The organism is Streptomyces sp. NPDC088354, from assembly GCF_044753585.1.
GTDB lineage: Bacteria > Actinomycetota > Actinomycetes > Streptomycetales > Streptomycetaceae > Actinacidiphila.
Genome location: NZ_JBIVNJ010000059.1, coordinates 1 through 26,977, shown reverse-complemented (window position 1 = coordinate 26,977; position 26,977 = coordinate 1). Strand labels below are relative to the sequence as shown.

The 26,977-nt window shown below is 73.2% G+C and carries 30 protein-coding genes; 9 read left to right on the top strand and 21 right to left on the bottom strand.

Features of this window, described 5'->3' with window-relative positions; genetic code table 11:
• Positions 1-163: 163 nt before the first annotated feature.
• Positions 164-424: a hypothetical protein gene (locus ACIP98_RS39190; RefSeq protein WP_319665979.1), complete on the bottom strand. Its 261-nt coding sequence runs from the start codon at positions 422-424 to the stop codon at positions 164-166.
• Positions 425-913: 489 nt separating this feature from the next.
• Here ACIP98_RS39190 and ACIP98_RS39185 point away from each other — a divergent pair, with 489 nt between their 5' ends.
• Positions 914-1,075: a hypothetical protein gene (locus tag ACIP98_RS39185; RefSeq protein ID WP_319665980.1), complete on the top strand. Its 162-nt coding sequence runs from the start codon at positions 914-916 to the stop codon at positions 1,073-1,075.
• Positions 1,076-1,077: 2 nt separating this feature from the next.
• Here ACIP98_RS39185 and ACIP98_RS39180 read toward each other — a convergent pair whose 3' ends face one another.
• From ACIP98_RS39180 to ACIP98_RS39150, 7 genes are all read right to left on the bottom strand, one after another.
• On the bottom strand, positions 1,078-1,548 hold the full coding sequence (locus ACIP98_RS39180) for a DUF5990 family protein (protein ID WP_319665981.1): 471 nt from the start codon (positions 1,546-1,548) through the stop codon (positions 1,078-1,080).
• A 50-nt stretch (positions 1,549-1,598) separates the two neighbouring features.
• A complete protein-coding gene (locus ACIP98_RS39175) occupies positions 1,599-2,561 on the bottom strand; it encodes a carbohydrate kinase (RefSeq protein ID WP_319665982.1) in 963 nt (320 codons plus the stop codon).
• Positions 2,558-3,547 carry a zinc-dependent alcohol dehydrogenase family protein gene (locus tag ACIP98_RS39170; RefSeq protein ID WP_319665983.1) on the bottom strand — a complete coding sequence of 330 codons (990 nt, stop codon included), beginning with the start codon at positions 3,545-3,547 and terminating at the stop codon, positions 2,558-2,560. Before ACIP98_RS39170 ends, ACIP98_RS39175 begins: the two co-directional genes overlap by 4 nt.
• Positions 3,544-4,395, bottom strand: coding sequence for a carbohydrate ABC transporter permease (locus ACIP98_RS39165; protein WP_319665984.1), 852 nt, complete (start codon positions 4,393-4,395; stop codon positions 3,544-3,546). Before ACIP98_RS39165 ends, ACIP98_RS39170 begins: the two co-directional genes overlap by 4 nt.
• Positions 4,392-5,366, bottom strand: a complete 975-nt coding sequence (locus ACIP98_RS39160; RefSeq protein WP_401981185.1) for a carbohydrate ABC transporter permease — start codon at positions 5,364-5,366, stop codon at positions 4,392-4,394. The genes ACIP98_RS39165 and ACIP98_RS39160 overlap by 4 nt, the downstream gene beginning before the upstream one ends.
• Before the next feature lie 7 nt (positions 5,367-5,373).
• A complete protein-coding gene (locus ACIP98_RS39155) occupies positions 5,374-6,762 on the bottom strand; it encodes a sugar ABC transporter substrate-binding protein (RefSeq protein WP_319659650.1) in 1,389 nt (462 codons plus the stop codon).
• A 117-nt stretch (positions 6,763-6,879) separates the two neighbouring features.
• Complete coding sequence (locus ACIP98_RS39150; protein ID WP_319659649.1) at positions 6,880-7,641, bottom strand: DeoR/GlpR family DNA-binding transcription regulator; 762 nt, start codon at positions 7,639-7,641, stop codon at positions 6,880-6,882.
• 322 nt (positions 7,642-7,963) lie between these two features.
• On the opposite strand from ACIP98_RS39150, the gene ACIP98_RS39145 reads away from it, so the two are divergent.
• Together ACIP98_RS39145 and ACIP98_RS39140 are read left to right on the top strand one after the other, a co-directional pair.
• The gene (locus tag ACIP98_RS39145) at positions 7,964-8,908 is read left to right on the top strand and encodes a squalene/phytoene synthase family protein (RefSeq protein ID WP_401981181.1); all 945 of its coding nucleotides are present in this window, start codon (positions 7,964-7,966) and stop codon (positions 8,906-8,908) included.
• Positions 8,909-9,265: 357 nt separating this feature from the next.
• Positions 9,266-10,174, top strand: a complete 909-nt coding sequence (locus ACIP98_RS39140; RefSeq protein ID WP_401981179.1) for an MHYT domain-containing protein — start codon at positions 9,266-9,268, stop codon at positions 10,172-10,174.
• A 132-nt stretch (positions 10,175-10,306) separates the two neighbouring features.
• Here the strand turns inward: ACIP98_RS39140 and ACIP98_RS39135 are convergent, their stop codons facing one another.
• A complete protein-coding gene (locus ACIP98_RS39135) occupies positions 10,307-11,764 on the bottom strand; it encodes a cellulose binding domain-containing protein (protein WP_401981178.1) in 1,458 nt (485 codons plus the stop codon).
• 264 nt (positions 11,765-12,028) lie between these two features.
• Here ACIP98_RS39135 and ACIP98_RS39130 point away from each other — a divergent pair, with 264 nt between their 5' ends.
• Positions 12,029-12,871 (top strand): GntR family transcriptional regulator, encoded by an 843-nt coding sequence (locus ACIP98_RS39130; RefSeq protein ID WP_319659645.1) that lies wholly within the window; start codon positions 12,029-12,031, stop codon positions 12,869-12,871.
• On the opposite strand, the gene ACIP98_RS39125 is transcribed toward ACIP98_RS39130, so the two are convergent.
• The 5 genes from ACIP98_RS39125 to ACIP98_RS39105 form a co-directional block, all read right to left on the bottom strand.
• Positions 12,864-14,069, bottom strand: coding sequence for a glycoside hydrolase family 64 protein (locus ACIP98_RS39125; protein ID WP_401981176.1), 1,206 nt, complete (start codon positions 14,067-14,069; stop codon positions 12,864-12,866). The genes ACIP98_RS39130 and ACIP98_RS39125 overlap by 8 nt on opposite strands.
• 123 nt (positions 14,070-14,192) lie before the next feature.
• Positions 14,193-14,705 (bottom strand): GNAT family N-acetyltransferase, encoded by a 513-nt coding sequence (locus ACIP98_RS39120; RefSeq protein ID WP_319659643.1) that lies wholly within the window; start codon positions 14,703-14,705, stop codon positions 14,193-14,195.
• A gap of 98 nt (positions 14,706-14,803) precedes the next feature.
• On the bottom strand, positions 14,804-15,142 hold the full coding sequence (locus ACIP98_RS39115; RefSeq protein WP_319659642.1) for a DNA polymerase ligase N-terminal domain-containing protein: 339 nt from the start codon (positions 15,140-15,142) through the stop codon (positions 14,804-14,806).
• 336 nt (positions 15,143-15,478) lie between these two features.
• Positions 15,479-15,838, bottom strand: coding sequence for an STAS domain-containing protein (locus tag ACIP98_RS39110; protein ID WP_319659641.1), 360 nt, complete (start codon positions 15,836-15,838; stop codon positions 15,479-15,481).
• Between the two features lie 141 nt (positions 15,839-15,979).
• Positions 15,980-16,198 carry a DUF5133 domain-containing protein gene (locus ACIP98_RS39105; protein ID WP_319659640.1) on the bottom strand — a complete coding sequence of 73 codons (219 nt, stop codon included), beginning with the start codon at positions 16,196-16,198 and terminating at the stop codon, positions 15,980-15,982.
• Between the two features lie 142 nt (positions 16,199-16,340).
• Here ACIP98_RS39105 and ACIP98_RS39100 point away from each other — a divergent pair, with 142 nt between their 5' ends.
• Positions 16,341-16,682: a hypothetical protein gene (locus tag ACIP98_RS39100; RefSeq protein WP_401981172.1), complete on the top strand. Its 342-nt coding sequence runs from the start codon at positions 16,341-16,343 to the stop codon at positions 16,680-16,682.
• A gap of 32 nt (positions 16,683-16,714) precedes the next feature.
• Here ACIP98_RS39100 and ACIP98_RS39095 read toward each other — a convergent pair whose 3' ends face one another.
• Positions 16,715-17,011 (bottom strand): WhiB family transcriptional regulator, encoded by a 297-nt coding sequence (locus tag ACIP98_RS39095; RefSeq protein WP_319659638.1) that lies wholly within the window; start codon positions 17,009-17,011, stop codon positions 16,715-16,717.
• Positions 17,012-17,247: 236 nt separating this feature from the next.
• Between ACIP98_RS39095 and ACIP98_RS39090 the strand changes: the two genes are divergently transcribed.
• A complete protein-coding gene (locus ACIP98_RS39090) occupies positions 17,248-17,967 on the top strand; it encodes a VOC family protein (RefSeq protein ID WP_319659636.1) in 720 nt (239 codons plus the stop codon).
• 7 nt (positions 17,968-17,974) lie between these two features.
• On the opposite strand, the gene ACIP98_RS39085 is transcribed toward ACIP98_RS39090, so the two are convergent.
• The gene (locus tag ACIP98_RS39085) at positions 17,975-18,670 is read right to left on the bottom strand and encodes a histidine phosphatase family protein (RefSeq protein WP_401981170.1); all 696 of its coding nucleotides are present in this window, start codon (positions 18,668-18,670) and stop codon (positions 17,975-17,977) included.
• Positions 18,671-18,730: 60 nt separating this feature from the next.
• Positions 18,731-19,327, bottom strand: coding sequence for an HD domain-containing protein (locus ACIP98_RS39080; RefSeq protein WP_401981167.1), 597 nt, complete (start codon positions 19,325-19,327; stop codon positions 18,731-18,733).
• 102 nt (positions 19,328-19,429) lie between these two features.
• Here ACIP98_RS39080 and ACIP98_RS39075 point away from each other — a divergent pair, with 102 nt between their 5' ends.
• Entirely contained in the window at positions 19,430-20,623 is a 1,194-nt protein-coding gene (locus tag ACIP98_RS39075; RefSeq protein ID WP_319659632.1) for a damage-control phosphatase ARMT1 family protein, read from the top strand.
• A gap of 31 nt (positions 20,624-20,654) precedes the next feature.
• Here ACIP98_RS39075 and ACIP98_RS39070 read toward each other — a convergent pair whose 3' ends face one another.
• The 3 genes from ACIP98_RS39070 to ACIP98_RS39060 form a co-directional block, all read right to left on the bottom strand.
• Complete coding sequence (locus ACIP98_RS39070) at positions 20,655-20,933, bottom strand: DUF6295 family protein (protein WP_319659631.1); 279 nt, start codon at positions 20,931-20,933, stop codon at positions 20,655-20,657.
• A complete protein-coding gene (locus tag ACIP98_RS39065) occupies positions 20,933-21,670 on the bottom strand; it encodes a dienelactone hydrolase family protein (protein WP_319659630.1) in 738 nt (245 codons plus the stop codon). The genes ACIP98_RS39070 and ACIP98_RS39065 overlap by 1 nt, the downstream gene beginning before the upstream one ends.
• A 216-nt stretch (positions 21,671-21,886) precedes the next feature.
• The gene (locus tag ACIP98_RS39060; protein ID WP_401981165.1) at positions 21,887-24,412 is read right to left on the bottom strand and encodes a SpoIIE family protein phosphatase; all 2,526 of its coding nucleotides are present in this window, start codon (positions 24,410-24,412) and stop codon (positions 21,887-21,889) included.
• 183 nt (positions 24,413-24,595) lie between these two features.
• On the opposite strand from ACIP98_RS39060, the gene ACIP98_RS39055 reads away from it, so the two are divergent.
• Positions 24,596-25,213 (top strand): TIGR03086 family metal-binding protein, encoded by a 618-nt coding sequence (locus ACIP98_RS39055; RefSeq protein WP_319659628.1) that lies wholly within the window; start codon positions 24,596-24,598, stop codon positions 25,211-25,213.
• On the opposite strand, the gene ACIP98_RS39050 is transcribed toward ACIP98_RS39055, so the two are convergent.
• Positions 25,176-26,015, bottom strand: coding sequence for a class I SAM-dependent methyltransferase (locus ACIP98_RS39050; RefSeq protein WP_401981163.1), 840 nt, complete (start codon positions 26,013-26,015; stop codon positions 25,176-25,178). The genes ACIP98_RS39055 and ACIP98_RS39050 overlap by 38 nt on opposite strands.
• Positions 26,016-26,355: 340 nt before the next feature.
• Between ACIP98_RS39050 and ACIP98_RS39045 the strand changes: the two genes are divergently transcribed.
• Positions 26,356-26,841 carry a lamin tail domain-containing protein gene (locus ACIP98_RS39045; protein ID WP_319659626.1) on the top strand — a complete coding sequence of 162 codons (486 nt, stop codon included), beginning with the start codon at positions 26,356-26,358 and terminating at the stop codon, positions 26,839-26,841.
• Positions 26,842-26,977: the final 136 nt, after the last annotated feature.

The following is a 26,977-nucleotide window of genomic DNA, read 5'->3' as shown; positions in this document are numbered from 1 at the left end:
CTCGGCGCGCCCCCCCGCGCTCCTCCCCCGCGCGGGGGCCCGGGGTGGGGGGGGGGGGGGGGGGGGGGCGGCCCGGGGGGCGCCCCCCCCCCCCCCCCCCCCGCCCGGGGCGCCCCCCCCCCCCCCCCCCCCCCCCCCCGCCTCAAGGGCCCGCCGCCGGGGGTCAGCGGCGGTGGTGCTGGGCGAACGGGTGGTGACGGTGGTTGTCGCGGTGGTGCCGCTTGCCGTACCACTTCGGCAGGTGGCGCTTGTGGTGATGACGGGCGTGGTGCCCGTGGCGCCCGTGGTCGTCGTGCGAGGCGTGCGAAGCGTGGCCGGCGTGGGTGCCGACCAGCTCCGGGGTGGCGGCGCCGGCACCGGCGGCACCACCCAGGACGACGACGACGGCCACACCGACCGCGGTCGCGAAACGGGGAAGACGCATGGGGACCTCCTGTCTCAGCGGGTGCCCGGGGGTACCCGCGGGGTTGGACAGGGCAAGCGTCGGCCCCCACCGCCCGGCGGCGATGGCGGCACGCCCGTGATGACACTCAATTTGCTGGAATAAGGGCATTTGCGGAACCGTGGGCGGTCGGCCGTCAGTGGACCTCCGCACGGCCCGCTACCCGGGAGTGTCTGTGCAGGTGGGAGGGCGCGTGGGGGCGCGGCGGCCGTGTCGCGGCCGGGTGCCCGCCGCGTCGGCCGGCGGTTTCCGTCCATCGGGACGGGGCAGGCGCGGACACGGCGGGCGGTGCCCTCCGGCCGGGTTCCCGCGTCCGGGGCCGGCCCTGTTCCGCCGTGCACCTGAGCGCATCGTGACACCCGGGCGGCAGCCCTTCATGCGGCGTGCCCGGACGGGGGCCGAGGTCGTTCGTGTATGTACTATTCAAATGGGTATGTCGACATTTGAGAGGAATCGAGGAGGCACCGGACCGTGGACAACAGGAACGGCCACCCCATCAGTACCCGAATACCGCGTGACCAGCAGATACGGACCTGCAGGCCGGCCGTCGTGAAGACGGCCAAGCACGCCGACAAGCCGGAGCGGGAGCAGGACAACAGCACGGACTGGAACATCGTCCGGGGCGAGGACTGACGTCAGCCCGCTGAGCCCGCCCTCCCCGCCGACCAGGCGATCCGCGGTGGCCGCACGGCAGCGCACAGAGGGTGCCCTTCGCCGTCGGTGAGGGCGACCCTGCCCACGAGCAGCCCGGACCGGACCGACTCCTCCAGCACGTCCCGGTCGACGGCGCCCAGCATGAGCTTGGCCCGGCGGAACATCGTGAAGCCACCGGCGCCGTCCAGGGCGCCCCACGACACATGGACGAACCGGCCGCCGGGGCCGCCCTGCACATACGGCCCCCTGACGTCGACGCCCTCAGGGGTGACCGCGGCGACGCACTCCAGCGTCCAGGTGACCGCCGCGGCGTCCGCCGGCTGGAGGTCCAGCAACTCCGCGGGGCGGTTCCGGCGCTGGACCGCGACATGGACGTCCGTGTACACGGAGTCCTCCGGGCCGCACGCCTGGGTGCGCCCGGGCAGTTCGTGGCCCTCGATCCGGATCCGCACCGCCGTGTCACCCTCCCGCCGGCCGGTGCCCCGACGGGCCACCGGCCCGGTCATCCTACGGCCGCGGCCCGCGACACCTCCGCCGGCGACGGCGGGTCGGCGCCGCGGCGTGCGCACGTCAGCGCCGCCACCCGCGCGGCGAGCCGGAGCGCGGCCGCCACGTCGGGGAACGCGGAGCCGCCGCGGGTGGCCGCGCACAGCCGCAGCCGGCCCGCGCGGTCGCCGAGCAGCCGTGCGGAGAGCAGCCCCGCCAGCAACCCCGCCATGAAGGCGTCACCGGCGCCGATGGTGTCGACCACCGGGACCCGGTGCCCGGGCACACGGTGCCGGCCGTCCGGCGGCCAGAACGCCTCGGCGCCGCCCGCGCCGCGGGTCATCACGACCAGGCGGGGGCCCCGGCCCGCCCAGTCCGCAGCGACGTCCGCCGGGGCCCGGCCGGGACAGAGCCAGGCCAGGTCCTCCTCGCTCGCCTTCACGACGTCGCACAGGGCCACCAACCGCTCCACACGCGGCCGTTCGGCCTCCGGCGGCCCCAGCAGCGCGGGCCGCAGGTTCGGGTCGTACGACACGGTGTGACCCGCCGCACGGGCCGCCTCGGCGAGCGCCAGGACCCGGGACGCGCCCGGCTCCAGGGCGGTCGCGACGGAACCGGTGTGGAGGTGGCCGGGGACGGCGGGCAGCCGGAGCGGCGCCGGGTCCCAGGCGATGTCGAAGCGGTAGGCGGCGCTGCCGTGGCCGTCCAGGAGGGCACGGGCCGTGGAGGTGGGACCGTCCCCCACCGACCCCGGGGCCAGCACGACCCCGGAGCCGGTCAGGTGCTGCCGCAGCAGCTCGCCGTACGCGTCCCGGCCGAACCGCGTCGCCAGTTCCACGCGGTGGCCGAGGCGGGCCAGGCCCAGGGCGGTATTGGCGGGGCTGCCGCCGGGGTGGGCGTGCTCGCCGTCGGCGCCCACCACCACGTCCGCCAGGGCCTCGCCGACGACGAGCGTGGCGGGCGCGGCCGGCGGAGTCACGGCAGCACCAGGATCTTGCGGCCGATGCCCGCCGTGAAGCGCTCGATGGCGTGCGCGTAGTCGCCCAGCGGGAAGCGGTCGCTGATGAACACCCCGGGATCCAGGACCCCGGCCGCGAACAGCTCGGCGGCCCGCTCGTAGCTGTGCAGCACGGCCATCGAGCCGGTGATGGTGAGCTCCTGGTTGTAGATCCGGTACGGCTCGACGACGGCGCGGGCCGCGTAGTCCGCGACCCCGAACTGCAGGAAGGTGCCGCCCCTGCCGACCCGTCCCAGGCCGTCCTGGATGGCGGCGGCGTTGCCCGTGGCGTCGATCACCACGTCCCAGCCGCGCGGGCGGGTGATGTCGTCCGCGGACGCCGCCGTGTTGTCGCACCCCAGCAACCGCGCCGTGGCGAGCCGTTCGGGGTTGACGTCCACGACGTCGACGCTCGCGGCGCCGGTGCGCTTGGCCAGCTCCAGCATCATCAGGCCCATCGTGCCGGAGCCGTAGATCAGCACATGGGACGCGAGCCTGCCGCGCAGTACGTCGTAGCCGCGCACCGCGCACGACAGGGGCTCGATCAGCGCCGCGTCGGCGGTCGACACGTGCTCGGGCAGGACCACGCAGTTGGCGACCGGCGCGACCGCGAACTCCGCCGCGCCGCCGGGCTCGGTGACGCCGATCGCGGCCCACCGTTCGCACAGGTTGCCCCGGCCCCGGCGGCAGTAGTGGCACTCGCCGCAGTGCAGCGAGGGATCGACCGCCACCCGCGCGCCGATCCCCAGTTCCGTGACGGCGGACCCGACCGCGACCACCTCGCCGGCGAACTCGTGTCCCGGCACGATCGGCAGCGTGGGGGCGAACTCGCCCTGCAGGATGTGCAGATCGGTACCGCACAGCCCGCAAGCCGACACGGCGACGACCACCTCCCGCGGCCCGGGCGCCGGGTCCTCGACGGTCGCGAGCTCGATCTTTCCGGGCTCGGCGATGACCACTGCCTTCACTTGACGGCTCCCAGGGACAGGCCCTGGACCAGACGGTCCTGGGCGGCGAATCCGGCGACGAGGACGGGCAGGGACACCACGACGGCCGCGGCACAGACCTTGGCGAGGAAGAGTCCCTGACTGGTGACGAACGAGGTGAGGAAGACCGGCGCGGTCACCGATCGCACGCCGGTCAGCACCCGTGCGAAGAGCATTTCGTTCCAGCTGAAGATGAAGCAGATCAGCGAGGTGGCGGCGATGCCCGGCGCGGAGAGCGGGAGGACGACGCGGCGGAAGACGGTCGGCAGCCCGGCCCCGTCGATGGACGCGGCCTCCAGGATCGCCACCGGGATCTCGGACAGGAAGGACCGCATCATCCAGACCGCGATCGGCAGGTTCATCGAGGTGTAGAGCAGGACCATCAGCCAGATGTTGTCCAGCAGACCCAGGTTCTGCGCGACGAGGTAGACGGGCAGCAGACCGGCCACCGCGGGCAGCATCTTGGTCGACAGGAAGAAGAACAGAACGTCGGACCACTTCCGCACGGGCCGGATCGACAGCGCGTACGCGGCGGGCACGGCCAGCGCCAGCACCAGCAGGGTGGAGACGAGGCTCGCGGTCAGCGAGTTGATCAGCGCCGGCCACGGGCTGGCGCCGGTGGAGGCCCCGAAGAACTCGCGGTAGCCGTCCAGGGTGAGCCCGGCCCCCAGGGAGGGCGGGTTCGTCGCCGCGTCCGTCTCGTGGTGCAGCGAGGTCAGCACCATCCAGACGATCGGCAGGACGAAGAGCAGCCCGGCCGCCCAGGCGACCAGCCCCCACAGGGAGCCGGAACGCCGCCTGGGGGCAGGGGGAGCGACGACGGCGCTCATGAGGACTCCTCCTTCAGCAGCGTCGACACCAGACGCAGGGCGAGGGTGGCGACGACGATGGTCCCGGCGACCACGACCACACCGGCGGCCGACGCCCTGCCGTAGTCGTGCGCCTTGTAGAAGGACTCGTAGATCGTGTACGGCAGGTTGGCGGTACCGAGGCCGCCCGAGGTGAGGGTGAAGACCGCGTCGAAGTTCTGCACGACGTAGATCGACCCGAGCAGAGCGGCCAGTTCGAGGTAGCGGCGCAGGTGAGGCAGCGTCAGGTGGCGGAAGACCTGCCAGGCGTTCGCGCCGTCCACCCGGGCCGCCTCCACCGCCTCCGTGGAACGGCTCTGCAGCCCGGCGAGCAGGATCAGCATCATGAACGGGGTCCACTGCCACACCAGTGAGGCCGTGATCGCCCCCAGGGGCATGGAGGTGATCCAGTCCGGCTGTGGCGGGGTGTCGCTGCCGAACAGCTTCCACAGCCAGGTCAGCGCGCCGTTGAACAGCCCGTACTCCGGGTTGTAGAGCGCGTGCTTCCACAGCAGCGCGGAGGCCACCGGGACCAGCAGGAAGGGCGCGATCAGCAGGGTGCGCACCAGCCCGCGGCCCCGGAAGCGGCGGTCCAGCAGCAGGGCGAGGAGCAGCCCCAGCACCAGGCTCACCAGGACGACACCGGCCGTCAGCCACACCGTGGTCAGCACGGACGACCGCAGATCGGCGTCGCCGAACACCTCGGCGTAGTTGCTCAGTCCGGTGAAGCCCCGGCGGTCGGGGTAGAGCGCGTTCCAGTTCATGAAGGAGATCACCAGCGTTGCCACGAAGGGCAGTTGGGTGACGACCACCATGAACACCAGGGCCGGCAGGAGCGGTGCGCGGCGGGCCCAGGCCGCGGCCCGGTGCGGACCCGGCGGCCGGGCGGCCGCGGGCCGCGCAGGCGCCCGGCCGCGCGCCCGCTCCGCGACGGTGCCGGAGGTTCCGGTCATGTCCGAATCACCCGTTCCGGTACTGCGCGGCGACCTTCTCGGCCAGCTGCTGGGACTTGTCCAGCGCGGCGTCCACCGAGGTGCGCCCGGCGATGGCGGAGGCGATCTCCTGGGAGACCTTGGTGCCGAGGTCGGGGAACTCCGGGATGTCGACGAACTGGATCCCCAGGGTGGGCCGGGGCTGGGTGCCGGGGTCGCGCGGGTCGGCGCCGGCGATGGCCTCCTCCGTGGCCTTGGCGAACGGGCCGGCGACCTTCAGGTAGTCGGCGTTCGCGTACGTCGAGGTGCGCTTGCCGGCCGGGACCCGGGCCCAGCCGAGCTTCTCGCCGACCAGTTCCTCGTACCCCTTGCCCGAGGCCCAGGCGACGAATTTCGCGGCGTCGTCCTGGTGCCTGCTCGCCTTCTGGATGCCCCACGCCCAGGTGTACAGCCAGCCGGAGTTGCCGGTTTTCACCACGGGCGCCGGCGCGTAGCCGACCTTGCCCGCGACGGGGGAGTCGGCGCTGTCGAGGATGCCGGCGGCCGAGGTGGCGTCGTACCACATGGCCGTCTTGCCCTGCTGGAAGGCGCCCAGGCACTCGGCGAATCCGGCCTGCGGGGCGCCCGCCTCGCCGTGCGAGCGGACCAGGTCGACATAGAACTTCGTCGCCTCCTTGAAGGCGGGGGCGTTCACCTGTGCCTGCCAGTCCTTGGTGAACCACGTTCCGCCGAAGGTGTTGACCACGGTCGTCAGCGGCGCCATCACCTCGCCCCAGCCGGGCAGTCCGCGCAGGCAGATGCCCTTCATGCCGGGTTCGGCCCCGTCCGCCTTCGCCGCGAGGTCCGCGACCTGCTGCCAGGTCGGGCGCGCGGGCATGGTGAGGCCCTTGGACTCCAGCACGTCCTTGCGGTACATCAGGAACGACGACTCGCCGTAGAAGGGCTCGGCGTACAGCTTGCCGTCGGCGCCGGTGAGGCTCTCCTTCATGGACGGCAGGATGTCCGCCTGGTCGAACTCCGGGTCCTTGGCGACGGTGTCGTCCAGCGGCGCCAGCCAGCCGTTCTTGCCGTAGATCGGCGCCTCGTAGTTGCTGATGGAGGCCACGTCGTAGGTGCCGGCCTGGCTGGAGAACTCCTGACTGATCTTGTCGCGGACGTCGTTCTCGGGCAGCACGGTGAAGTTGACCTTGATGCCGGTGCTCTGGGTGAAGTCGGAGGCGGTCAGCTTCTGCAGGTCCAGCATCTGCGGGTTGTTGACCATCAGGACGTTCACCGAGCCGCCGCCGGACGCGCCGTCGGAGCTGCCGCCGCCCGCGCCGGCGCAGCCGGTGGCCAGGAGCGCGGCACATGCCGCGACGGCGGTGAGGCGGGGGACGGCGCGGCGCCGCCGTGGCGTTCGGGGGTCGTTGGCACGCATGGGGGAGGCCTTTCTGTGGGAGGGGTCCCGGCGGCGCGCGCCGGGCGAGGGGCGCGCGAGGGTGTGCCGGGCCGGCCCGCGGCGGCTCGCACGCGGGCTGGGGGGAGGGGACGGTGGTCAGACGCGGATGACGTTGGGTCCGAGCAGGGAGTAGCGGTGGGCCTCCGCGGCCGGCAGGCCCGTGTCGCTCACGACGGTCTCGAAGTCGCCGATCTCCGCGAACCGGCAGAAGCTCGAGACGCCGAACTTGGTGTGGATCCCGACCAGTACGCGCCGCCGGGCGGAGCGCACCGCCTGTGCCTTGACGTCCGCGACGACGGGATCGGGGGTGGTCAGCCCGAAGTCGCGGGAGATGCCGTTGGCCCCCATGATCGCCAGGTCGATGACGAACGAGGACAGCATCTGGGTCGCCCAGGAGCCGACGGTGGCCAGGGTGCGGCCCCGTACCCGGCCCCCGAGCAGCAGCACGGTGGTCTCGGAGGACTGGGCGATGGCCGCCGCGGTGGGGAGCGAGGCGGTCACCACCGTCAGCGGCCGGTCGGTGGGGAGCAGGGCCGCCAGCAACTGCTGCGTGTAGCCCTCGTCGACGAACACGGTCTCGGCCTCGCCGAGCAGTCTCACCGCGGCCGCGGCGATCCGGCGCTTGCTGTCCACGTGATGGGTCTCGCGCCGGGCCAGGTCGGTCTCGAAGCCCGCGCTCTCCACGGGATAGGCGCCACCGTGGGTGCGGCGGACCAGTCCCCTGCGCTCCAGTTCGCTCAGGTCGCGGCGGATGGTCTCCGGCGCGACCTTGAAGTCCGAGGCCAGCGCGGTGACCTCCACCTGGCCGGACTTCCGCACCAGGGCCAGGATCCGGTGCTGCCGTTCGTCGCCCCGCATGTCCCGCACCTCCCTGGTCCGCCGGTACCGCCGGGCCCGCCGGTTACGCCGTGCGCGCACGCCGTTCGCCGACGCCCCATGGCCGTTCGGTCAACTTCGGGCATCCGGTGCCCGTTTGGGCCCGCCCGAGATTTATACCGCCGTGGGACGCGGGCCGGTCAGCCCGTACAAGGGAAGACTGTGCCCGTATCTGCCCGTTTCCCGGTACGGTGAATCCCAGCTCAGAGGGTGTCCGGCGGCATCCGGGCAGTGAGTTTGCCGGTTTTTCTGCGTTTGACTCGTCGCCGCGACCCTGGTGGCGGACGAACGGAGCGGCGGAACGATGACCACCTGGCGGCACACCCTGGACCGGGCCGGCATCGACGGTCCGGCACTGCGCGAGGCCTACACCGCCCAGCGCCGGCTGGTCGCCCGCTTCGACCGTGCCACGTCCCTCGGCGTGCGGCTGCTGCTGCCCGCGGACCTCGTCCCCGACGTCGTCGCCACCACCGCGTTCATGCACCACACGGACAACCTGCTCGACCGGGACGCCGACGGCGAGGCCGCCGGCGCGGCCTTCACGGCGTGGGAGCGCCGCGTGCGCGAGGCCCTGAAGGACGGCACCGGCGGCGCCGGCGACGGCGGCAGCGATGACGAGTTGCTGCTGCGCGCCCTCGCCCGCACGGTCTCCCGGCGGCCCGTACTCGGCGAGGTCGTAACCGAGTACCTCGCCGCCGCACCGGCCGACGCCGGCTGGCGGGGCTTCGCCACGGAGGCCGACTTCCAGGCCTACGTGGACGCCTACTCCCTGCCCGCCTTCCTGCTCGTCGCCTGCCTGCTCGCCCCGCCCACCGGATACGCCGGCTACCGGGCCGCCTGCCGTACCTTCGTCGAGGCCGCCCAGCGGCTGGACTTCCTGGAGGACGTGACCGAGGACCTGCGCGCCGGCCGCCTCGGCATCCCCGAGGACGCCCTCGCCCGCCACGGACTCACCCGCGCCGGCCTCCAGCACGGCACGGGTGAGGGCGACTTCGAGGGCCTGGTGCACGACGTCGCCGCGACCACCCGGCGCGGCCTGGCCGACGCCCGCCGTCTGATTGACATCGTCCCGGCGCCCCACCGCCCCATGACGCGTGCTCTGATCGACCTCCAGGGCCACCGGCTGCGTGTGGCGGAACGCCACGGCGTCGCGCTGCTCACGGGGCCCGCGCGGCGCCCGGTCGCCGCCGCGCTGGGTACCCTCGCCGGCGCGTACGCGAGCACGTTCCGCCGATCCGCCGGGCGCTGAACGGTCCCGCGCCGCGGTTCGGGCGGCTCGGGCCGTCCATTCGGGCCGCCGGCCGCGGCATTTCCCGTGGTCGAGAATTACCCGTATGGGAACGGTGTGTTTCCGATCCCGTCGGTGTGCGACACCTTGCGGAACTTAATATAAGGTTCAAGCATCGGTGGTCGGGCGACGGGGGAGTCGCCGCGGCCGTGCCCCGGGGAATGGCAAGGACGCCGCCGCGGGAGACCCGGTTCCGAATTTCAGGCGGCACGCCGGCGAGGTTTGTGGGCACACGCGTCGGGCGATCGGCCGGCCCGAGTTCCCCTTTCCGGGCCCGGCGGAGCGCGTGCCGCCCAGTGCCAGGTGGGGAGTTCCTTCGTGGGGCAGCATCAGCATATCTATTCGCATGCCTTCTATCCCGTGCTCGCCTATGCCATGGCGGCGGTGGGCTCCGGACTCGGGCTCGCGTGCGCGGCCCGATTCCACGCCCGCGGGCTCGCCCGTGGCTGGTCGTGGCTCGGCGCCGGGGCGCTGACCCTGGGGTCGGGCATCTGGGGCATGCACTTCATCGCCATGCTCGGCTTCTCCGTCGACGGCGTGGAGTTCCGCTACGACGTGCCGCTGACGGTCGTCAGCCTGCTGGTCGCCATCGTGATCGTCGGCTTCGGGATGTACGTCGCCGGAGTGCGCAGGTCGTGGTCGGGGCTGCTCATCGGCGGCGTCGGCGCCGGGTTCGGTGTCGCCGCCATGCACTACATGGGCATGGAGGCCATGCTCTTCCCGGGAAAGGTCGACTACACCACCTGGCTCGTGGTGCTCTCCGTGGTGATCGCCGTCGTCGCCGCCACCGTGGCACTGTGGTTCACCCTGCGGGTGACCGGGACCTGGGCGACGATCGGCGCGGCCCTGGTGATGGCCGTCGCGATCAGCGGCATGCACTACACGGGGATGGCGGCCGTGAACGTGCGGGATGTGTCCGGTGTCCACAGCGACAGCGGTGTCACCGGCCTGGTCCTCGTCGCACCGCTCATCATCGGCCTCGGCCTCGAACTCATGCTGATCACTTTCGCCGTTCTCATGAGCCCCGTCCAGGAAGTGCGCGGCCGTACGGCGGTTCCGGTGGATCCGGCCGAGGAATTCCGGGTCGCGGGGCGTTACGGGGTCCCCGCTTCGCCTCCCGCCGCGTCGGCGACCCACCCGGGTTCCCTTTCCGGTCCGGTCGCCCATGACGCATTCGGCGGCGCGCAGGGCGATCCCTACCGGGATTCCCGGGAATTCGGGGGCTGAACACGGGCCGGTCGCCAGGGCCCGACGGGGAATTCCATGACGCGCTGTCAATTACCCGCGTCCCGGGTCCTTTCGGGTCCGCGCCGCCGCCCACCGTGCCCCTGTGGCGGTGGGCGGCGGCGCGGGGTCCTTTCAGCTCCCGGGCACGGTGTCGGTGAAGGCCGTACCGGCGGAGCGGTAGGCGGCGACCCGGGCGGCGACCTGCGCCGGGGTCAGGACCTGGTCCTTGACGAAGTAGACCCAGTCGACCTGCTGGTCGTACGAGCGCGCGGTGCTGCCGGTCTGGCCGGTGAGGTCGATCAGCCAGTGGTTGAAGTCGATCCACTGGCTGGTCTCGGGCAGGTACGGCTGGCCGTGCGTGCCGAAGACCTGGCCGTCGATGGAGTAGGTGATGGCGCTGTTGTCGATGGTGACCTGCAGGTCGTGCCAGCCGTCGTAGTCGGCGCGGCTCTCCGAGTGCGTGTTGACGGCGTTCCAGGGGTCGGGGTTGTAGGTCTCCCAGGACGTCGTGTACATGATGTTGCTCGGCTCGCCCCAGCCGCCGTTGGGCAGGTACTCGAAGTCCTGCTCGCTGTAGTCGGGGTCCATCGGGGCGTTCAGCGGGGTGAAGGCGAAGAACGTCTGGACGATGTGGTCCCCGTCCGGGCCGCCGGTCGGGGTGTCGTCGAAGCGGACCCGCGCCGCGTAGGTGCCGTTGCGGAACTTGCGGGCGCTGGTCTGGAGTTCGGTCTCCTTGGTGCCGGCGGCGGTGCCGTCGGTGGTGAGGCGGAGATTCATCACCTTGTCCGCGCCGGTGCCCGCGACGAAGGTGATGTCCTGCGGGGACCACGTGGCGCCGGGCACGCCGGGCCCGCCCTGGCCGGACTTGACGGTCCAGCCGTGGCTCTGCAGGGCCGGGTCGCTGCTGGAGGTGTAGCGGAAGTCGTCGAAGAGCGCGGGCGCGTTGGGGTCGGTCGGCGGGTCGGTCGGCGGGTCGGTGGGGGGATCGGTGGGGTTGTTGCCTGCCGGGGCGGTGCCCCAGACGACGGAGCCGCCGCGTTGCAGGGTGATCTTGTTCCAGTCGGCGTAGGCGGTCTGCGCACCGTTGAAGGAGTAGTCGTCGGACTGTGTGAGCCGCTGCCAGTCCGCGCGGTAGAAGCGCAACTGCATGTCGCCGGTGTTCTGGCCCGGGGCGAGCGTGCCCGCGCCGGAGGTGAAGCCGATCTCCAGGTAGCGGTCGGCGGTCGCGGTGGGGTTGGCGAGCGTGCCGAAGGTGCCGGTGATGTTGCCGCAGCCCTTGACCGCCCAGGAGCAGGCGAAGCGGTACGCGGTCGTGGAGCTGTCGGCCTTGAAGTAGTAGCGCAGCGTGACCTCGCTGAGCGGGACGCCGGTGCTCCCGGTGTTGGTGATCTCGAACCAGGGCTCGGCCTGGTCGGCGGTCGCCCCCGTGGCGCTCGTGCGGTACTGGGCGCTGAGGGCGCCCGCCGCGGCGGACGCGGGCAGGGCGGTCAGCCCGGCACAGGCCAGACCGGCCGCGGCGACGACGGCCATGGCCGTGCGGACCCGCGCGGATCTGCGGCGCGGGTCGGTGGTGCGGGACGTTCCTGACATGGTGATCCCTTCCAGTCGGTGGAGTGCGTGGGGCTTACCACTTGGCAACTGGTCTTCCACTGGTAAGGGAAAATGGCATAGACCTGATGGGGGGTCAAGAGGCTTGGAGTAAGGGAATGTTGGCTCGACGCCGATCCTTTGGGCCGGAACCACTGGTGAACTGGTCAGCAACTGGCTAGCCTCGCACCGTGCGGCGTCACGCCGTACGGGCGGGACACCGGACAGAGCACGCACAGGGCACGGACAGGGACGGGGGGCTGATCCATGGCGGGCGAGGCGCCGCGGTCGCCGCTGAAGCGGGAGAAGGTCCGCGACCATCTGCTGGAGCTCGTCGAGTCACAGGAGCCCGGCACACCGATCCCGTCCGAACGCGCGTTGTGCGAGCGGCTGGACGTCTCCCGTCCCACGGTGCGCTCGGCCGTCGACGAACTCGTCAACACCGGCCTGCTGGTGCGCCGGCACGGCAGTGGCATGTTCGTCGCGCCCGCGAAGATCACTCAGGAACTCGCCCAGGGCGCCAGCGTCTTCACCCTGCCGCAGGCCGGGGGCGACTGGCTCAGCCGCGTGCTGGAGTTCGCCACCGTACGGGCCGGGGCGCGGGTCGGCCGCAAGCTGCGCATCTCGCCCGCCGCCGAGATCGTCTACATCGCGCGGCTGCGGCTGGTCGACGGCGAGCCCATGGCCGTGGAGTACCTGCACGTACCCGCCGGGCTGGTGCCCGGACTGCGTGCCGCCGACATGGAGTCGGGGGACTTCTACGCCTTCCTGCGCGACCGGCACGGCGTCCACGTCCACGAGGCCGTCCAGTCCATCGAGCCCACGGTTGCCAACGAGGAGGAGGCGCGGCTGCTCGCGGTGCCCGTGCTCTCGCCCGCGCTGCTCTTCGACCGCCTCACCTGCGACGCGCAGGGACAGCCCGTGGAGTACGTGCACTCCCTCTACCGGGGCGACCGCTACCGCATCGTCTCCCGGCTCGCGCTGGCCGGCACGGTGCCCCCGGGGCCCGCGCCGGCCGGGCACCACCCCGGCATGCCCCCGGACGAGCGCGCCGCACCGGCCGGCACGCTCGCCTCCCTCGTCGGGGACGTCCAGCCCCGTTCTAGCTGAACGGGTCCAGGGTGATGTAGGCCTGCTGCGGATTGCCGTCGTTGACCAGCGACTCGTGGTTGCCGACGTCGTCGAAGGCGAAGGCGTACGCCCTGCCGTCCGCCATCCGCTCGTGGAGGGCGCGGGCGTAGTGGTTGGTGACCGCGTCCTGGTAGAAGTTCGCCGCGCTCGTGTCCGGCTGGTTGGGGTTGACCAGCAGCGTCGAGCGGTTGAAGCCGGCGCACAGCGTGCGCGAGATCGGGCCGCGCACCAGGTCGTTGGGGGCGTCCAGCAGCTTGTAGCAACCGAAGATGCTGTCGGAGTCGGGCTTCTGGAAGGAGGTGACCACCGCCCCGGAGGAGTTGGTGAAGTTCATGACGTTGCCCGAGACCCGCCCGAAGTACCTGGTACCGGGCTGGTCGGCGAACGGGCTGACGGTCAGGGTGGAGGTGGTGTACTTCTGCCAGACGCGGTTGACGTAGTCGTCCATGACCGTGCGGGGCAGGGCGCCGGTCTCGATGCCGTGGCCGGGGGACAGGGCGCGCAGCACCGTTCCGTCGGAGCGGGTCTGGATCAGGCCGGCCCAGCCGCCGGGCCGGGCGCGCAGCGCGTCGAGGAAACCGGTCCAGCCGCCCGGCTTGAGGTGCCCGGTGCTCTTCACCGAGCCGTCGGCGAGCTTGACGCCGACCGCGTAGGGGGCCGAGACCATGTCCACCTGGGTGCTGTTGATCCACAGCCCCGCGTCGTTGAGGGTGTACTCGGTCCAGTTGAACAGGATGTCGCGGTTGGGGTCGCTCGGGTTCTGGACGGCGGGCTGCACCAGGCCGCCGGTCGTCACCTTGAAGACGAGCTTCTGGCCGAACGAGAAGTACAGCCGCCCCGAGAACTTGGGCATCCGGACGGTGACCGACTGGCCGTTCGCGGGCCCTGCGATCGAGGCTTCCGGTGCCGGCGTCGGCGGATTGCCCCCGGCCGGCCAGGCGTGGAACGTGCCGTTCGCGTCGGCCCAGCCCTGCTGTCCGGTCGACAGCTGGGTGCCGAGGTCGTACAGGTACACCGGTCCCGATCGGCCGGAGTTGTTGGTGATCGTCAGGGGGATGGTGGCCGGCACCGCGGCGCCGGCACGGGACGTGGTGCCGAGGGCCGTCAGGCCCACAGCCACCAGCAGTGCGGCGAACAGCACCGCGAGGACTCTGCGGGGTGCGACTCGGGCGTGCACGTGGGTTCCTCCTCGTGTGGGGGGTGGAGGACGGGAGCGATCTCGTGAGAGCGCTCTCAAATTCCCGCGCTCAGCGGGCACTGTCAATCCGCTGGTCCCAAGTCGCTTGTGCGGAAGTCGTGTTCATGCGCCGCCGGGTGATCCCGTGCCCGGGGCGTGACGCAGCCAGACGGAGGCGACCGGCTGCGGGGCCTTCCACTCGGCGGCCAGGGCCGGGGCGACCGGGGTGAAACCGGCGGCCCGGTAGCTGTGCAGAGCCGGGGTGTTGTCGGGATGGACGCGGAGGAAGACGTCGCCGCAGCCGGTCGCCTCACGGGCCCGCACGGCCAGGGCGCTGACGAAGCGGCGGCCGACGACCCTGCCGCGTGCCCCGGGCGACACGACCACGCGGGCGACCTCGACCTCGGACTCCCCCGGATCGACCCAGAGTTCGCCGTAAGCGACCAGCGCGCCCGAGGCGTCCCGCGCGACGTAGGCCTCGACGTCCTCCTCGTCCCGCCACGCCGCGACCACCTGCGGCGGGACGGGGAAGTCCCGCCGACCGCACCACAGGGACACCTCACGGGCAGAGGCCGGCCACGCCGCGACCGCCGTCGCGTACGCCGTGTCGTTCCCACCCGCCCGCAGCAGTTCCACGTGCCTGCGCCACCTCCGCGCGCAGGCTTACCGGCCGGCCCTCTTGACCAGCAGCCAGGTCTCAGCGCGGCCGTCGTCGCCCACCGGGCGGGTCCGCGTCAGGCCGCAACCGGCGCGCAGCTTCGCTCCGTCGAGCCGGTACGAGGCGTGCCCGCGGGCGGGCACCGCCGCGAAGGGGCGGTCGGCGAGGGGCCGGGACGTCCGGTGCCCCGGACGATCACGGTCCCCCCCCGGCCGTCCCTGCCCGACGCCAGGCGCTGGTCACGGGGGTCGCCGGAGGGTCCCTCGGGGACGGCCCAGCTCCTGAGCACGCCGGCCACTTCGAGGCGGAAGTCGAAGGGCGTCGTGCTCGCCTCGTGGATCCGGACGACGAACCGGGGCTCGCCGTCCGGATCCCGGCCGCGGTGGTACTCCGTCAGCGACGTCCCGGCGGCCATGGCGTTCCCCCTCGCGCGGTCAGGTGGCGGGCGCGGGGCGAGGCCCCGGGTCCGGGAGGGGGCCCGGTTCCGGTCCGGGACCGGGCGGCGTCGGGTCCGGGGGCACCGGATCGGGGCCGGGGCGCGGCGGCTCCGGCGGTAGGGGGTCGGGGCCGACGGGCGGCGGCACAGGGCCGGGCGAAGGGCCCGGGCCGGGGCCCGTGGGACCCGGCGAGGGGACGGGGCTCGGGGGCACGGGGTCGGTCATGACCTGGTCCTCCTCGGAAGTGGATCGAGGCGTTCTCCACGGTCGGCTACCCGGTGCCGCGGCCGTGACACGGGCCGTTCCGGTGGCGCTCATGCCGCGGCGGTGAAGAGGGACTCCGTGCCGGAGAGGGACAGCAGCCGTCCCACCTGGCCGCTGACCGCGCGGAGCCGGACCGTGCGGCCGCTGTCCAGGGCGTGCAGGCGGACCCGCAGGAGGGCGTTGAGCCCGGCGCAGTCGCAGAAGGAGACGTCGCGCAGATCGACGTCGATGCCGCCGGGTCCGTCCGGGCCGTCGCCCAGCGCGGACTCCAGGGCGTGCCGCAGGTCCTCGGCGCAGTCCTGGTCGATCTCACCGGCGACGATGGCCAGCGGCCGGTCCCCGGCCCCGCCGAAGCGGACCGTGAGCCGGTGGGTGGCCCATGCGGGACGGGGTGGGGGGAGGGGTGGCACGTGGAGCTCCCAGTGGGGTGGAACGCCCGATCCTCTTCAGGGTCGGCCCGCTCGCCGGTCCCGTCAAGTGATACAGGGCCCGGACCGGCCCTTTCACGACACCGCCACACCGTCCCGACCGGCCGTGCTCAGGATCCGCGCTCAGGACCCGCCGACCTCCTTGCCCGTCCCCGGTAACAGACGGCGTGCGGCGCGCAGCGCCGCCTCCACGTCCGGCGCCCCGGTGGCCGCGCACAGGGCGACGGCGAGGTCGTCCCTGTGCCGGCCGGCCTCGGCGTCGTTCTCCCCGGCGGGCCGGGCGCGCAACGCCTCGTACCGCTCGACCAGCATGTACAGAACCACGGGATGCGCCACCAGCATGATCGGACTCCTTCCGTCGCCCTGCCGGGCCCGCGGGCCGGCGAGGGGCCGGGGGAGGGCCACCCGGGTTCGGCTACCCGTCATCCCCGCGCCCATTCGGGGTAGATGGCAGGCATGGGTGGCGAGCCGCGGAGGTGCCGGGATGGAAAGTTCGGAACTGTCCGACCGTGAGAGGCGCGCGCTGGCGGGGATGGAGCGTCTGCTGAGCGCCGACGCGGTCCTCGAACGACAGTTGCGCACCATGCGCCTGACGCCCCGTGACCGGGCCCTGGACGCGCTGCGCGACCGGGAGACCTGGCGGCCCCGGGTGCTGTTCGCCGCGGTGCTCGTGGCCACCACGATCGCCCTGCTCGTGGCGACCGTGGTGACGTGGCAGCCGGGCGTCGCGGCGGCCTTCTCGGTGAGCTGGCTGCTCGCCCTCACGGTGGCCTTCCGGCGGCCGGGGCCGGCCCGCCGCCGGAACCTCGGGCCGCGCACCGGGTGAGCGTCGCCGGGGCCGCCCGCCGGCCCCGGGGCTCAGCGCACCGCCGGCCTGCGGTCCCTGCGCGGCGAGGACGATGACGAGGGCGCGTGCGACCGGCTCCGCGACCGGCGCCGCCTGATCGCGCGCCGGTCGTCCTCGGTCGTACCGCCCCAGATCCCCGGGTTCTGCCCGCTGTCCAGGGCCCATTGCAGGCATTGCTCCTCCACCGGGCACCGCTCGCAGACCGCCTTGGCCCGCTCCTCCTGAGCGGCCCCCGGTCCTGACGCACTGACCGGGAAGAACAGGTCGGGATCCTCGTCGGAACAAGCGGCGTTTCGCCACCAGCCCATGGCAACTCCTTCCGGAGAACGCGTACGGAGTGCTGCGGACGTAACCATGGGACGTCGCGTACCCGATCGCGGGGGAGCCATGCGGGCCGCCCGGCGAACGGCCCTGGCGAGTCCGGCACATGACGGGCGCCCGGCGACGGAAACCCGGATGCGGGTGGCGCACCGCGACCCTAAGCTGCGGTCGCGGGGAGGGCGAGCGTCGTGTCGTCCGCCGACGGATCGGAGATGCGCGGGGTATGACCAGTCAGCTGTTCGCGATCTGTTTCCACGCGACCCGGCCGTCGGGCCTGGCGCGGTTCTGGTCCGGCGTCCTGGGCTGGGAGCTGGCCGACGGTCCGGACGACGTCGCGATCCTGCCCCCTGACCCCGGCGGCTTCCGCATCCGTTTCCTGCCGGGCCAGGAGCCCAGGCTCGGCCGGAACCGGGCGCACTTCGACCTGACGAGCGCCCTCCCGGAGGATCAGCAGCGGACGGTGGACAGGGCGCTGTCACTCGGCGGGCAGCACATCGACGTCGGTCAACTCCCGGAAGAGGGCCATGTGGTGCTCGCCGATCCGGACGGCAACGAGTTCTGTGTCATCGAGGCGGGCAACAAGTTCCTCGCCGACACCGGCTTCATCGGAGCGCTGTCCTGCGACGGCACCCAGGCGGTCGGCTACTTCTGGAGCGAGGCGCTGCGGTGGCCGCTCGTCTGGGACCAGGACCAGGAGACGGCGATCCAATCGCCCCACGGCGGTACGAAGATCACATGGGGTGGTCCTCCGGTGGCACCCAAGACGGGCACGAACAGGCTGTACCTGGAGCTGGCGATCCCCGCCCACGCCGACCGGGAGGCGGAGATCGACCGTCTGATCGCGCTCGGCGCGACGCGCACCGACGCCGGCGGGGCCGGCGGCGGACGGACGCTGTTCCTGGACCCCGACGGCAACGAGTTCGCCGTGCGGAGCCCCCGGTAACCGGGTTTCACAGACGGGCGTCGCCCTCGCGCCAGGGGTGGCGGTCCGCGCGACTCCCGCGAACGCCGTCGTCGCGGACGGGACGCTCTCCGGGGCGAGCGCCTTCGGGGAGCGATACGCCGGCGGCCCGTTGACGCTCCGGGTTCACCGGAGGGGGCGGCCAGTCGGAGGGCAGCGTGTAATACCAGCCCGGGCGCCACGCCGGGGGCGCTTGGAGGAGTTCTTCCAGCGGGGTGCCGGCGAGCAGGTGGTCCAGCGCCCACCGGTTGGCCGAGTGGGCGATCACCAGGATGCGGGTGTTGTCCCATCCGGTGGCCAGGTCGTGGAGGAAGGCGCTGGTGGCCGCGGTGACCTGACGGTAGCTCTGGCCACCGGGAAAGGGCTCGTCCAAGCGCCGGGTCCGCTGGGCGGCGACGAGCGGGTACGGGCTTCCGTTGAGGGCGCCGTAGTCGCACTCACGCAGCCGGACGTCCTGGTGGATCGGCGGGCGGCCGTCGGGGAACGCGATCCGGGCCGTCCGGACGGCGCGGTGCAGGTCCGAGGTGAACACGGCCGCGAATCCGCCGCCCGACCGGCGCTCGCCCAGTTCACGGGCCTGGCGGCAGCCCAGTTCCGACAGCTCGCCCGGGAGCCGGCCGGTGGCGATGCCCGCCTCGTTGTCGGTGGTCGTGGAATGGGTCTCGTAGACGATCTCCACTGCCATCGGGGCCTCCGGACGGTCTCGGCAGGTCATGCCGCATCGGACAGGGGCATTGTCGCCGCGTCAGCCCCGCACCGGGAAGGACGCCTGGAAGGCGAGACGGCGTGCCGCCTGCTCGCCGATCCGGGACAGGACGTCGTCGAGCGCGAGGAACTCCTCCCACGGCTGAGTGCCGTTCGCCTCGGCCAGCCGCGCCACGAGGCGGTCCTCCAGATCCGGCACCCGCTGGTTCTTCCACACCTTGTCGGCCACGCTGACCAGCAGCTCCTCGACCGTCACCGCCGCACGCGCCCAGGACGCGTGGGTGCCGGCGAAGCGGGCGAGCGCCGGCGGGAAACCGTGCGCCAGCAGCAGCGCCCGGCCCGCCTCCTCGTGCGCCGACCCCGGGCCGGACAACTCCGCTTCGTGAACCGTCTTGCCGATGTCGTGCGTCGCCGCGCCGAAGAACACCGCCTCGCGGTCCAGCGGGAGCCCGGGGCAGCGTGCCCGCGTCCAGTCGGCCAGTTCGTGGGCGACGTCGTGAACGGCCCGTAGATGCGCCGCCAGGCGGGGCGGTGCCTGCAGAGCCAGCAGCAGGGAGGTGACCGCGGGCGGCAGCGGGCGCATCGGAGGGTCGCCGGGGTCGGTGAGGGCACGCTCCAGCGGTTTCGGTGGCGTCATCGCGGTCAGCAGCCTAGGGGACGTCCTCCCGGACGGGCGTGCGCTCCCTGATTTCACGCCGCTTCCTGTGAGAATTGCGTTCCCACCGTTGGAGGCCCACGCATGTCCCACCCAGCGCACGGCGCGACGACCCCGGACGCTCCGCCGATCACCTGCGACGAACCGGGCTCCTTCGCCTGGAACGTCTTCCAGGTCCGCCACCCGGTGCTGATCGGACGGATCCTGGAGTCCGTCCCCTACGGCACCGCGCAGCGGCAGGCGTGCGCCGCGCTCCTGGAGGAGTCGCGCCACGGCACCGTCGCCCCGCTGCCGGCGGACGCCGCGGACGCGGCCGCGTGGGAGGTGTGGGGACAGGGGCGGTACGGCGGCCCGTGGCCCGAACTGCCCTTCCTGTGGGCGGAGTCGTTCTTCTACCGCAGGCTGCTCGAGGCCACCGGGTACCTCGCCGACGGGCCCTGGCACGGTCTCGACTTCTTCGCGCCGTTCAAGGACGCCGAACTGGAGGGCCACGGCTTCGCCGGCGACCTCGCGGCCCTGGACGACCTGGCCGTACTCACCCAGGAGGAGCGCGAGCAGCGGCTGCTGACGGCGGCCGTCTGGGGGAACCAGGCCGACCTGGGCTTCACCATCGCGGGCGAGCCGGGCGCCGCCCCCGAGCCGTCCGGGACCTACGTGGCGGACGAGTCCGGCCGGCTGTGGCCGCTGCTCGACGGCGGGCAGGTCGTCGTGGTCGCCGACAACAGCGCCCGCGAGATCCTGGCCGACCTGGTGTTCATCGACCACCTGCTGGCCACGGGACGCGCCGGGCGGGTCGAGCTCATGCTCAAGCCCCGCCCGTACTTCGTCTCCGACGCCACGCCCCGCGACGTGCTGATGTGCCTGCGCCGCATGACGCACGCACCCGGCGCCGCGGGATCGATCGGGCACCGGCTCGCCGACGCCCTGCGCGCGGACCGACTGACGCTGTCCACGCACCCGTTCGCCTGCGCGCCGCTGCCCTACGACGCCCTGCCCGGCGATCTTCGCGAACGCTTCGCGGCCGCGGCCGTCACCGTCATGAAGGGCGACCTCAACTACCGCCGCCTGGTCGGTGACCGGCACTGGGCCGCCACCGTGCCGTTCGCGGACGTCACCGCGTACTTCCCCGGCCCGGTCGCGGCCCTGCGCACCCTCAAGTCGGACACCCTCACCGGCGCCGACGCGCGGACCGTCGCCCGTCTCGACGCCACCGGCACGCCCTGGCGCACCACCGGCACCCATGCGCTGATCCAGGTCGGGACCCCCGGCCAGGGGTGACCCAGAGGTGACCCGGGGCCCGGAACGTCCGTCAGCGTCCCGCGGACGCCGAGGCGAGCCCGGGCGGCGCCGACGCCAGGGCCGAGCGGATCGCCTCGACGAGCGCGAGCGCGGCCTCCTCGGTCAGCTCCACGGCGACCCGCGCGGACGGGCCCAGCTCCGGGTTCATGAAGTCGATGTTGACGGTGTGCTCGAAGGGCGCGTGCTGCGGATGGTCGACGTAGACCATCGCGTCGGTCAGCGGGAAGTAGCCCTGCGCGCCCTTGCCGCTGCCCTCGATGCGGACCTTCTCCGTGAGGTACGTGCACATCAGAGGTGCTCCCCGAAGAACGTGAGGATCCGGGACCAGCCGTCGACGGCCGCCTGCGGCCGGTAGCTCGGCCGGTCCACGGCGAAGAAGGCGTGGCCCGCGTTCTCGTAGGTGTGGAACTCGTACGGCTTGCCGTGCGCCTTGAGCTCGGCCTCCAGCTCGGCGACGTGCTCGGGCGAGGGGTAGCTGTCCTCCGCGCCGAACAGGCCGAGCAGCGGCGCGCGCAGCTCCTTCGTCAGGTGCAGGAGCGGCTCGACCTGGAGGGGGAAGCCCTCCGGCGGCCGGCCCGCGACGAAGGCGCCGTAGCAGTCGACGGCCGCCTGCACGTCGAGCGAGGCGTCCACCAGGAACGCCTGCCGCCCGCCGGAGCAGTAACCGATGACGCCCACCCGCCCGTTGGACGACGGCAGCCCGCGCAGGTACGCGGCGGCACCCGCCACGTCCCCCAGCAGCCGCTCGTCGGGCACACCGCCCCGGGCCCGCGCCGTCGCGGCGGCGTCGTCGGGGGAGGCACCGGGGGCCTCACGGCTGTAGAGGTTCGGGCAGACGGCCGCGTAGCCCTCCGCGGCGAAGCGGCGGGTGATCTCCTTCGACGGGGCGTCATAGCCCGGCATGTGGTGGATCACCACCACGCCGCCCAGCGGACCGGCGGTCATCGGGCGCGCCGCGTAGGCCTCGATCGGGTCGTCGCCGTGACCGGTGACGGTGATCGTCTCGGCCAGGATTGCGTCGTACATGAAAGGGGTTTCCTTCCGAGGTGACGGATGATCGACACGATAGTCCGCCGTTCTGGAACGCTCCCTCCCAGGTCGCTGTGTTCCCCGTGTTCTCAGGCGGGCGCTGCGAGGGCCCCGTGAGCCGTCCGTGGATAGCGGCAAGGAGCGGGTGGACCTCCGGCCTGTGACGAGGCCCCCTGGGCACGCTCATGAGGCTCACGGCGCTCACCCCGCGCGTCACAAGGCGGTGTCGTCCGTCCCGTCCGTGAGCGGCTGTTCGGCCCAGATGGTCTTTCCCCGCTCTTCGTAGCGGGTGCCCCACAGCTTCGCGACCTGGGCGACCAGGAACAGGCCGCGCCCGCCCTCGTCGGTCTCCAGGGCACGGCGGGCGTGGGGCGAGGTGTTGCTGCCGTCGGAGACCTCGAGGATCAGGGTGCGCTCGTGGATGAGCCGCAGGCGCAGCGGCGGCCGGCCGTACCGGATCGCGTTGGTGACCAGTTCGCTGACCAGCAGCTCGGTCGTGAACGTCAGCTCCTCCAGGCCCCATTCGGCCAACGTGCCCACGGTCAGCGCCCGCGCCCGCCCGACGGCCTCCGGCTCGGCCGGCAGGTCCCAGGTGACGTGCCGGTCGGGCGCCAGACCGTGCACGCGCGCGAGCAGCAGCACGTCGTTGGGCTCGGGGGAACCGGGAGAGCCGGGGATGCCGGGGTGGAGGCGGCGCAGGACGGCGTCGCCCGCGTCGCCGAGCGCGTCGTGCCCGCCGGACCGCAGGGCCGCCACGATGCCGGGGTCGGACAGGGCCTCGCGCAGCCGGGCCGGACCCGCGTCGCGGTCCCTGGCGCCCGGCACGCCGAGCAGGCTGCCGGTGGAGAGGACCAGCACGTCGCCGTCGGCGAGGGTCACCTCGCCCGACTCGTACGGGACCGCTCCGATCCCCAGCGGTGCCCCGACGGGGACGTCCACGAACGACGGCTGCCCGGTCGCGCCCACGCGCACCGGCGGCGGGTGGCCCGCGCTGGCGAAGCGGCACTTGCGCGAGATCGGGTCGAAGACCGCGAACAGGCAGGAGCGGGCCACCGACGCGGGGTGTTCCGGAGGGGCGGGCCGGTCGTTGAGAGTGCGCTTGACCTGGTCGTCGAGATGGGTGAGCAGTTCGTCGGGCGACAGGTCCAGATCCGCCAGGGTGCGCACCGCCGTCCGCAGCCGCCCCATCGACACCGCCGCGTAGAGGCCGTCACCGCCCGCGTCGCCGATCACCATCGCGACCCGGGCGCCGGAGAGCGGGATCACGTCGAACCAGCCACCGCCGAGCACCGCCCGGTCGCCGGACGGCAGACAGCGCGACACGCTCTCCACCCCCCGCAGTTCGGGCAGGCTCCGCGGCAGCAGGTTCCGCTGCAGCGTCAGGGCGGTGGTCCGCTCCCGCGTGTAGCGGCTGGCGTTGTCGATGCACACGGCCGCGCGGGTCACCATCTCCCTGGCCAGCGGCACGTCGTCGTCCTCGAAGGGGTGCGCACGCGTGATGCGGACGAAGACCGCGGAGCCGAGCGGCGCCCCGCGGGCGAACATCGGGACCAGCAGCCAGGAATGGATGCCGTACCGGGCGGCCAGCGCCCCGCGTGCCGGATCGGACGCCGCCAGCGCCGCCCTGACCTGGTCGCCGGTCAGCCTCACCGGCTCCCCGTCGGCGAGGGCGCGCCGGGTGTACGAGTCGCTCGCCGAGGCGAGTACGTCCACGTCACCGGTGGCGACGATGGACTTCCTCAGGTCGGCGACGTCCATGGTGCTCGCCGCCCGCCGCAGCACGACCGCCTCGCGCAGCGGCCCGGTCACCGGTTCCGCCCCGCCGAAGACCGGGTCGAGCAGATTGACGTAGGCGAGGTCGGCGAACCGCGGCACGGCCACGTCGGTGAGCTCCTGCGCCGTGGTCAGGACCTCCAGCCGGCTGCCGATGCGGGCACTCGCCTCGTTGACGAGGTCGAGCCGCTCGCGGGCGCGGGACTCCTCGGTGGTGTCGGTCACCATGTGCGCGAGCGCCACCACGTCACCCGCGGCGCCGCGAAGCGGCAGGATGGTCTCCTCCCAGACGGTGTCGCGGTCCGGGTCGCGCGGATCGCGGCCGCGCACCTCGGTGCCGATCAGCGCCTTCCCCGTGGCGAGCACCTGCCGCTGGCGGTGCTCCAGGGCGTCCACGTCGAGCAGACCCGGCGGCGCGGCCTCCCGCATCGTCCGCCCGACGACGTCCGTGAAACCCGGCGCACGGCTCTGCGAGTCGTTCTGCGCCAAGAAGCGCAGGTCCCGGTCGAAGACGTCGATGATGAACGGCGACTCCGTGAACACGCCCTGCAGCAGAGCGTGACGCAATTCGCTCCGCCGCACCGCCTCGGCGTCCTCGGCCTGCAGCAGCCAGTACCGCCGTCCCGCCAGGACCAGCGGATGCGCCCACAGCACCACGTCGACCCGGCGACCGTCGAGGTGGCGCAGACCGGTCACCCCGAGGGCGACCGACCGGTCCGCGGTGCGCCGCTCCAGGATCCGCGCGCCGTCGGCGCCGCTGTGCAGCAGTCCGGCGCCGGGCGTCCCGACCACCTCCGCCGCCGTGCGCCCCAGCATCCGTTGCGCGCCGGGACTCCAGCTCACGACGGTGCCGCCGCCGTCGAGCACGGCGTGCGCGTCACCCCTCACGGGCGAGTCGCCCGGAGTGTCAGGGAGCACCGTGCCGCCCTGCGCGCAGCCGACCCGGGCGGCGGTGCCTCGTACCAAGGACCTCCACAGGTCAATACTGCCTTCAGGCAAGATCTGCAGCACCCGGTGGCGGGCCCTGCCGCGGCCACGGCCCGCCACGGTCCCCGCACCGATGAGTTCCGCGCTCCGCCACGGTCGAACAGACGGCACAGGCGGCCAAAGCAGGAACAGGCGAGAACACCGACATCCAGGGGACCTTCCATGACCCAGCAGCTCCACGGCCCCGGCACCGCCGGGCAGCCCGATCTCCGTCCCGCCGCGCTCGGCGTCACCGCGGTGCTGGAGCGGATCGGCGACGACCGGCTCGGCGCCCCCACCCCGTGCCCCGACTACACCGTGGGCCATCTGATCGGCCATGTCGCGGGGCTGTGCGCGGCCTTTCGTGACGCGGCACGCAAGGACCTCGGGCCCACCACCGACGGTGATCCCGGCAGCGCGCTCCCGCCGGAGCCGCCGGACCAGTGGCGCGACAGGCTGCCGGAGCTGCTGGCCGACATGGCGGAGGCCTGGCGCAGTCCTCTCGCGTGGCAGGGCCGCACCCGCGCCGGAGGGGTGGACCTGCCGGGCGAGGCCGCCGGGCGCTTCGCCCTCAACGAGCTCCTCGTGCACGGCTGGGACCTGGCCCGCGCCACCGGCCAGGACTACCGGCCGGACCCGGCGGGCCTGGAGGCGGTGCTCGCCCTGCTCACCCCGTTCACCGCTCGGTCGGACGGCTCCGGGCCCTTCGGGCGCCCGGTCCCCGTGCCGCCGACGGCGCCGCTGCTGGACCGGGTGGTCGCCCTCACCGGCCGGGATCCGGGGTGGCGTCCCTCGCACTGAGCGGCCGGCGCCCCCACGCCGAGATCATCGGGGAGGTGGCGAGATCGAGGGTGCCGGTGGCGACGTCGGCCAGATGACGGTCGACCTCCTCGTCCGTCGCCAGGCCCGCCGCCACCAGCCGGCCGCGGATCTGCCGCACCGTGGCCGCCTCCAGCACCGTGCAGGCGGGTGAGGTGATCGGGAAGTACGCGTCGGCGCGCACGTCCTCGAGGCCTGCCTCGCGCAGCAGCCTGGGCAGCGTCCTGCCGTACGCGAGATCGGCGCCGCGCTCCGCCATCAGCGTCCGGAATCCGGACCGGAGGCGGTTGGCGAGTCGCTGCGCGGGCCCCGACTCGTCCGGGCACAGCAGCGGCTGCAGTCCGGGGTCGGCGTCCTCCAGCAGCAGCACTCCACCCGGCCGCAGCGCGCCGGCCATTCGCCGCAGGGCCTCGGCACGGTCGGTGACGTGCACCAGGACGAGCCGGGCGTGGACCAGGTCGAAGCCGCCGTCCGGCGGCGGGTCGGCGGCGACGTCATGGCGCCGCACGTCGATCACGCCGCCGGCCGCCTCCCGGGCCCACGACACGTCGATGTCGGTGGCGACCACCGTCCCGCCGGGCCCGACCCGCCGGGCCAGCCCGAGCGGCACGGACGGGCCGCCCGCGCCCACCTCCCAGCAGCGCATGCCCGGGCCGATCCCCAGGGCGTCGACATGGCGGAAGGTCACGGGGTCGAAGAGCTCCGCGAGGGCGCCGAAGCGGACGCCGGCCTCGGACTGCCGGTTGTCGAGCAGGTAGCCGCTGCCGGGCTCGTGTGTCGCCATGACGCGATGTTCGCAGATGGGGCCGTTACAAAGGCCCTCGGACCCGGACGTCAACGCCCCGCACGGGGCTGTTACCCCTGTGGGTGACATGCCGCCGCGCGGATGACGTCTGCGGAGGGGGTCGATGTATCCGGCAATGGCATGGCGTGTCCTATGACATTGACAGATGTCGCCTACAGACGAGGGTTACGGATATGTCCGCATTCCGTAACGTGAAGCGGATCTTCCGGATTTCGCCGTCGGGGCAGGTCAGAGTTGGGTCATCGGCCAACCGCCGAGGTAACCGCACCGCGTCACCGGAACACGGGAGTTCCGGGACGCACCCTGATGAGGGGGCATCATGTCTGCTTCGTTCAACGCCCGTCGCGTCATCGCCACCGTCCTCGCCTCCGGCGCCGTCGTGGCGGCCGCCGCCATGCCGGCCTCCGCGGACAACGGCCACGGCCGCGGCCACGGGCACGGCCCGGCCCCCCGCTCCGCGGTGTCGATCGGCGACGTCCGGCACGACGAGGGCGGCCGCGGCGTCCGCTCGAACCGCGCGCTCAACACCGAGTGGGTCGAGGTGGTCAACAGGGGCCGCGACGCCGTGAACCTGCGCGGCTGGACGCTGTCCGACAGTGACGGCAACCGCTACCGCTTCACCTTCCTGCGCCTCCCCGGCCACTCCAAGGTCCGCGTGCACACCGGCCAGGGCCGCGACAGCCGGTTCGACGTCTTCCAGGACCGCCGCAAGGGCGTCTGGGACAAGCGTGACAGCGCCACCCTGCGCAACGACCACGGCCGCGTCGTGGACACCGAGTCGTGGGGCGGCCGTCACTACCGTTGATCCCCTGCCCGGCGGGGCCCGATGAACCAGCGGCGGGGGGGGCGCAACCAAGGCGGGGCGCCCCCCCGGGGGGGGCCGCGGGCCCCCGGCGGCGCCCCCCGCCGGGGGGGGCCGCGAAGGGGGTGGGGGGGGTTTG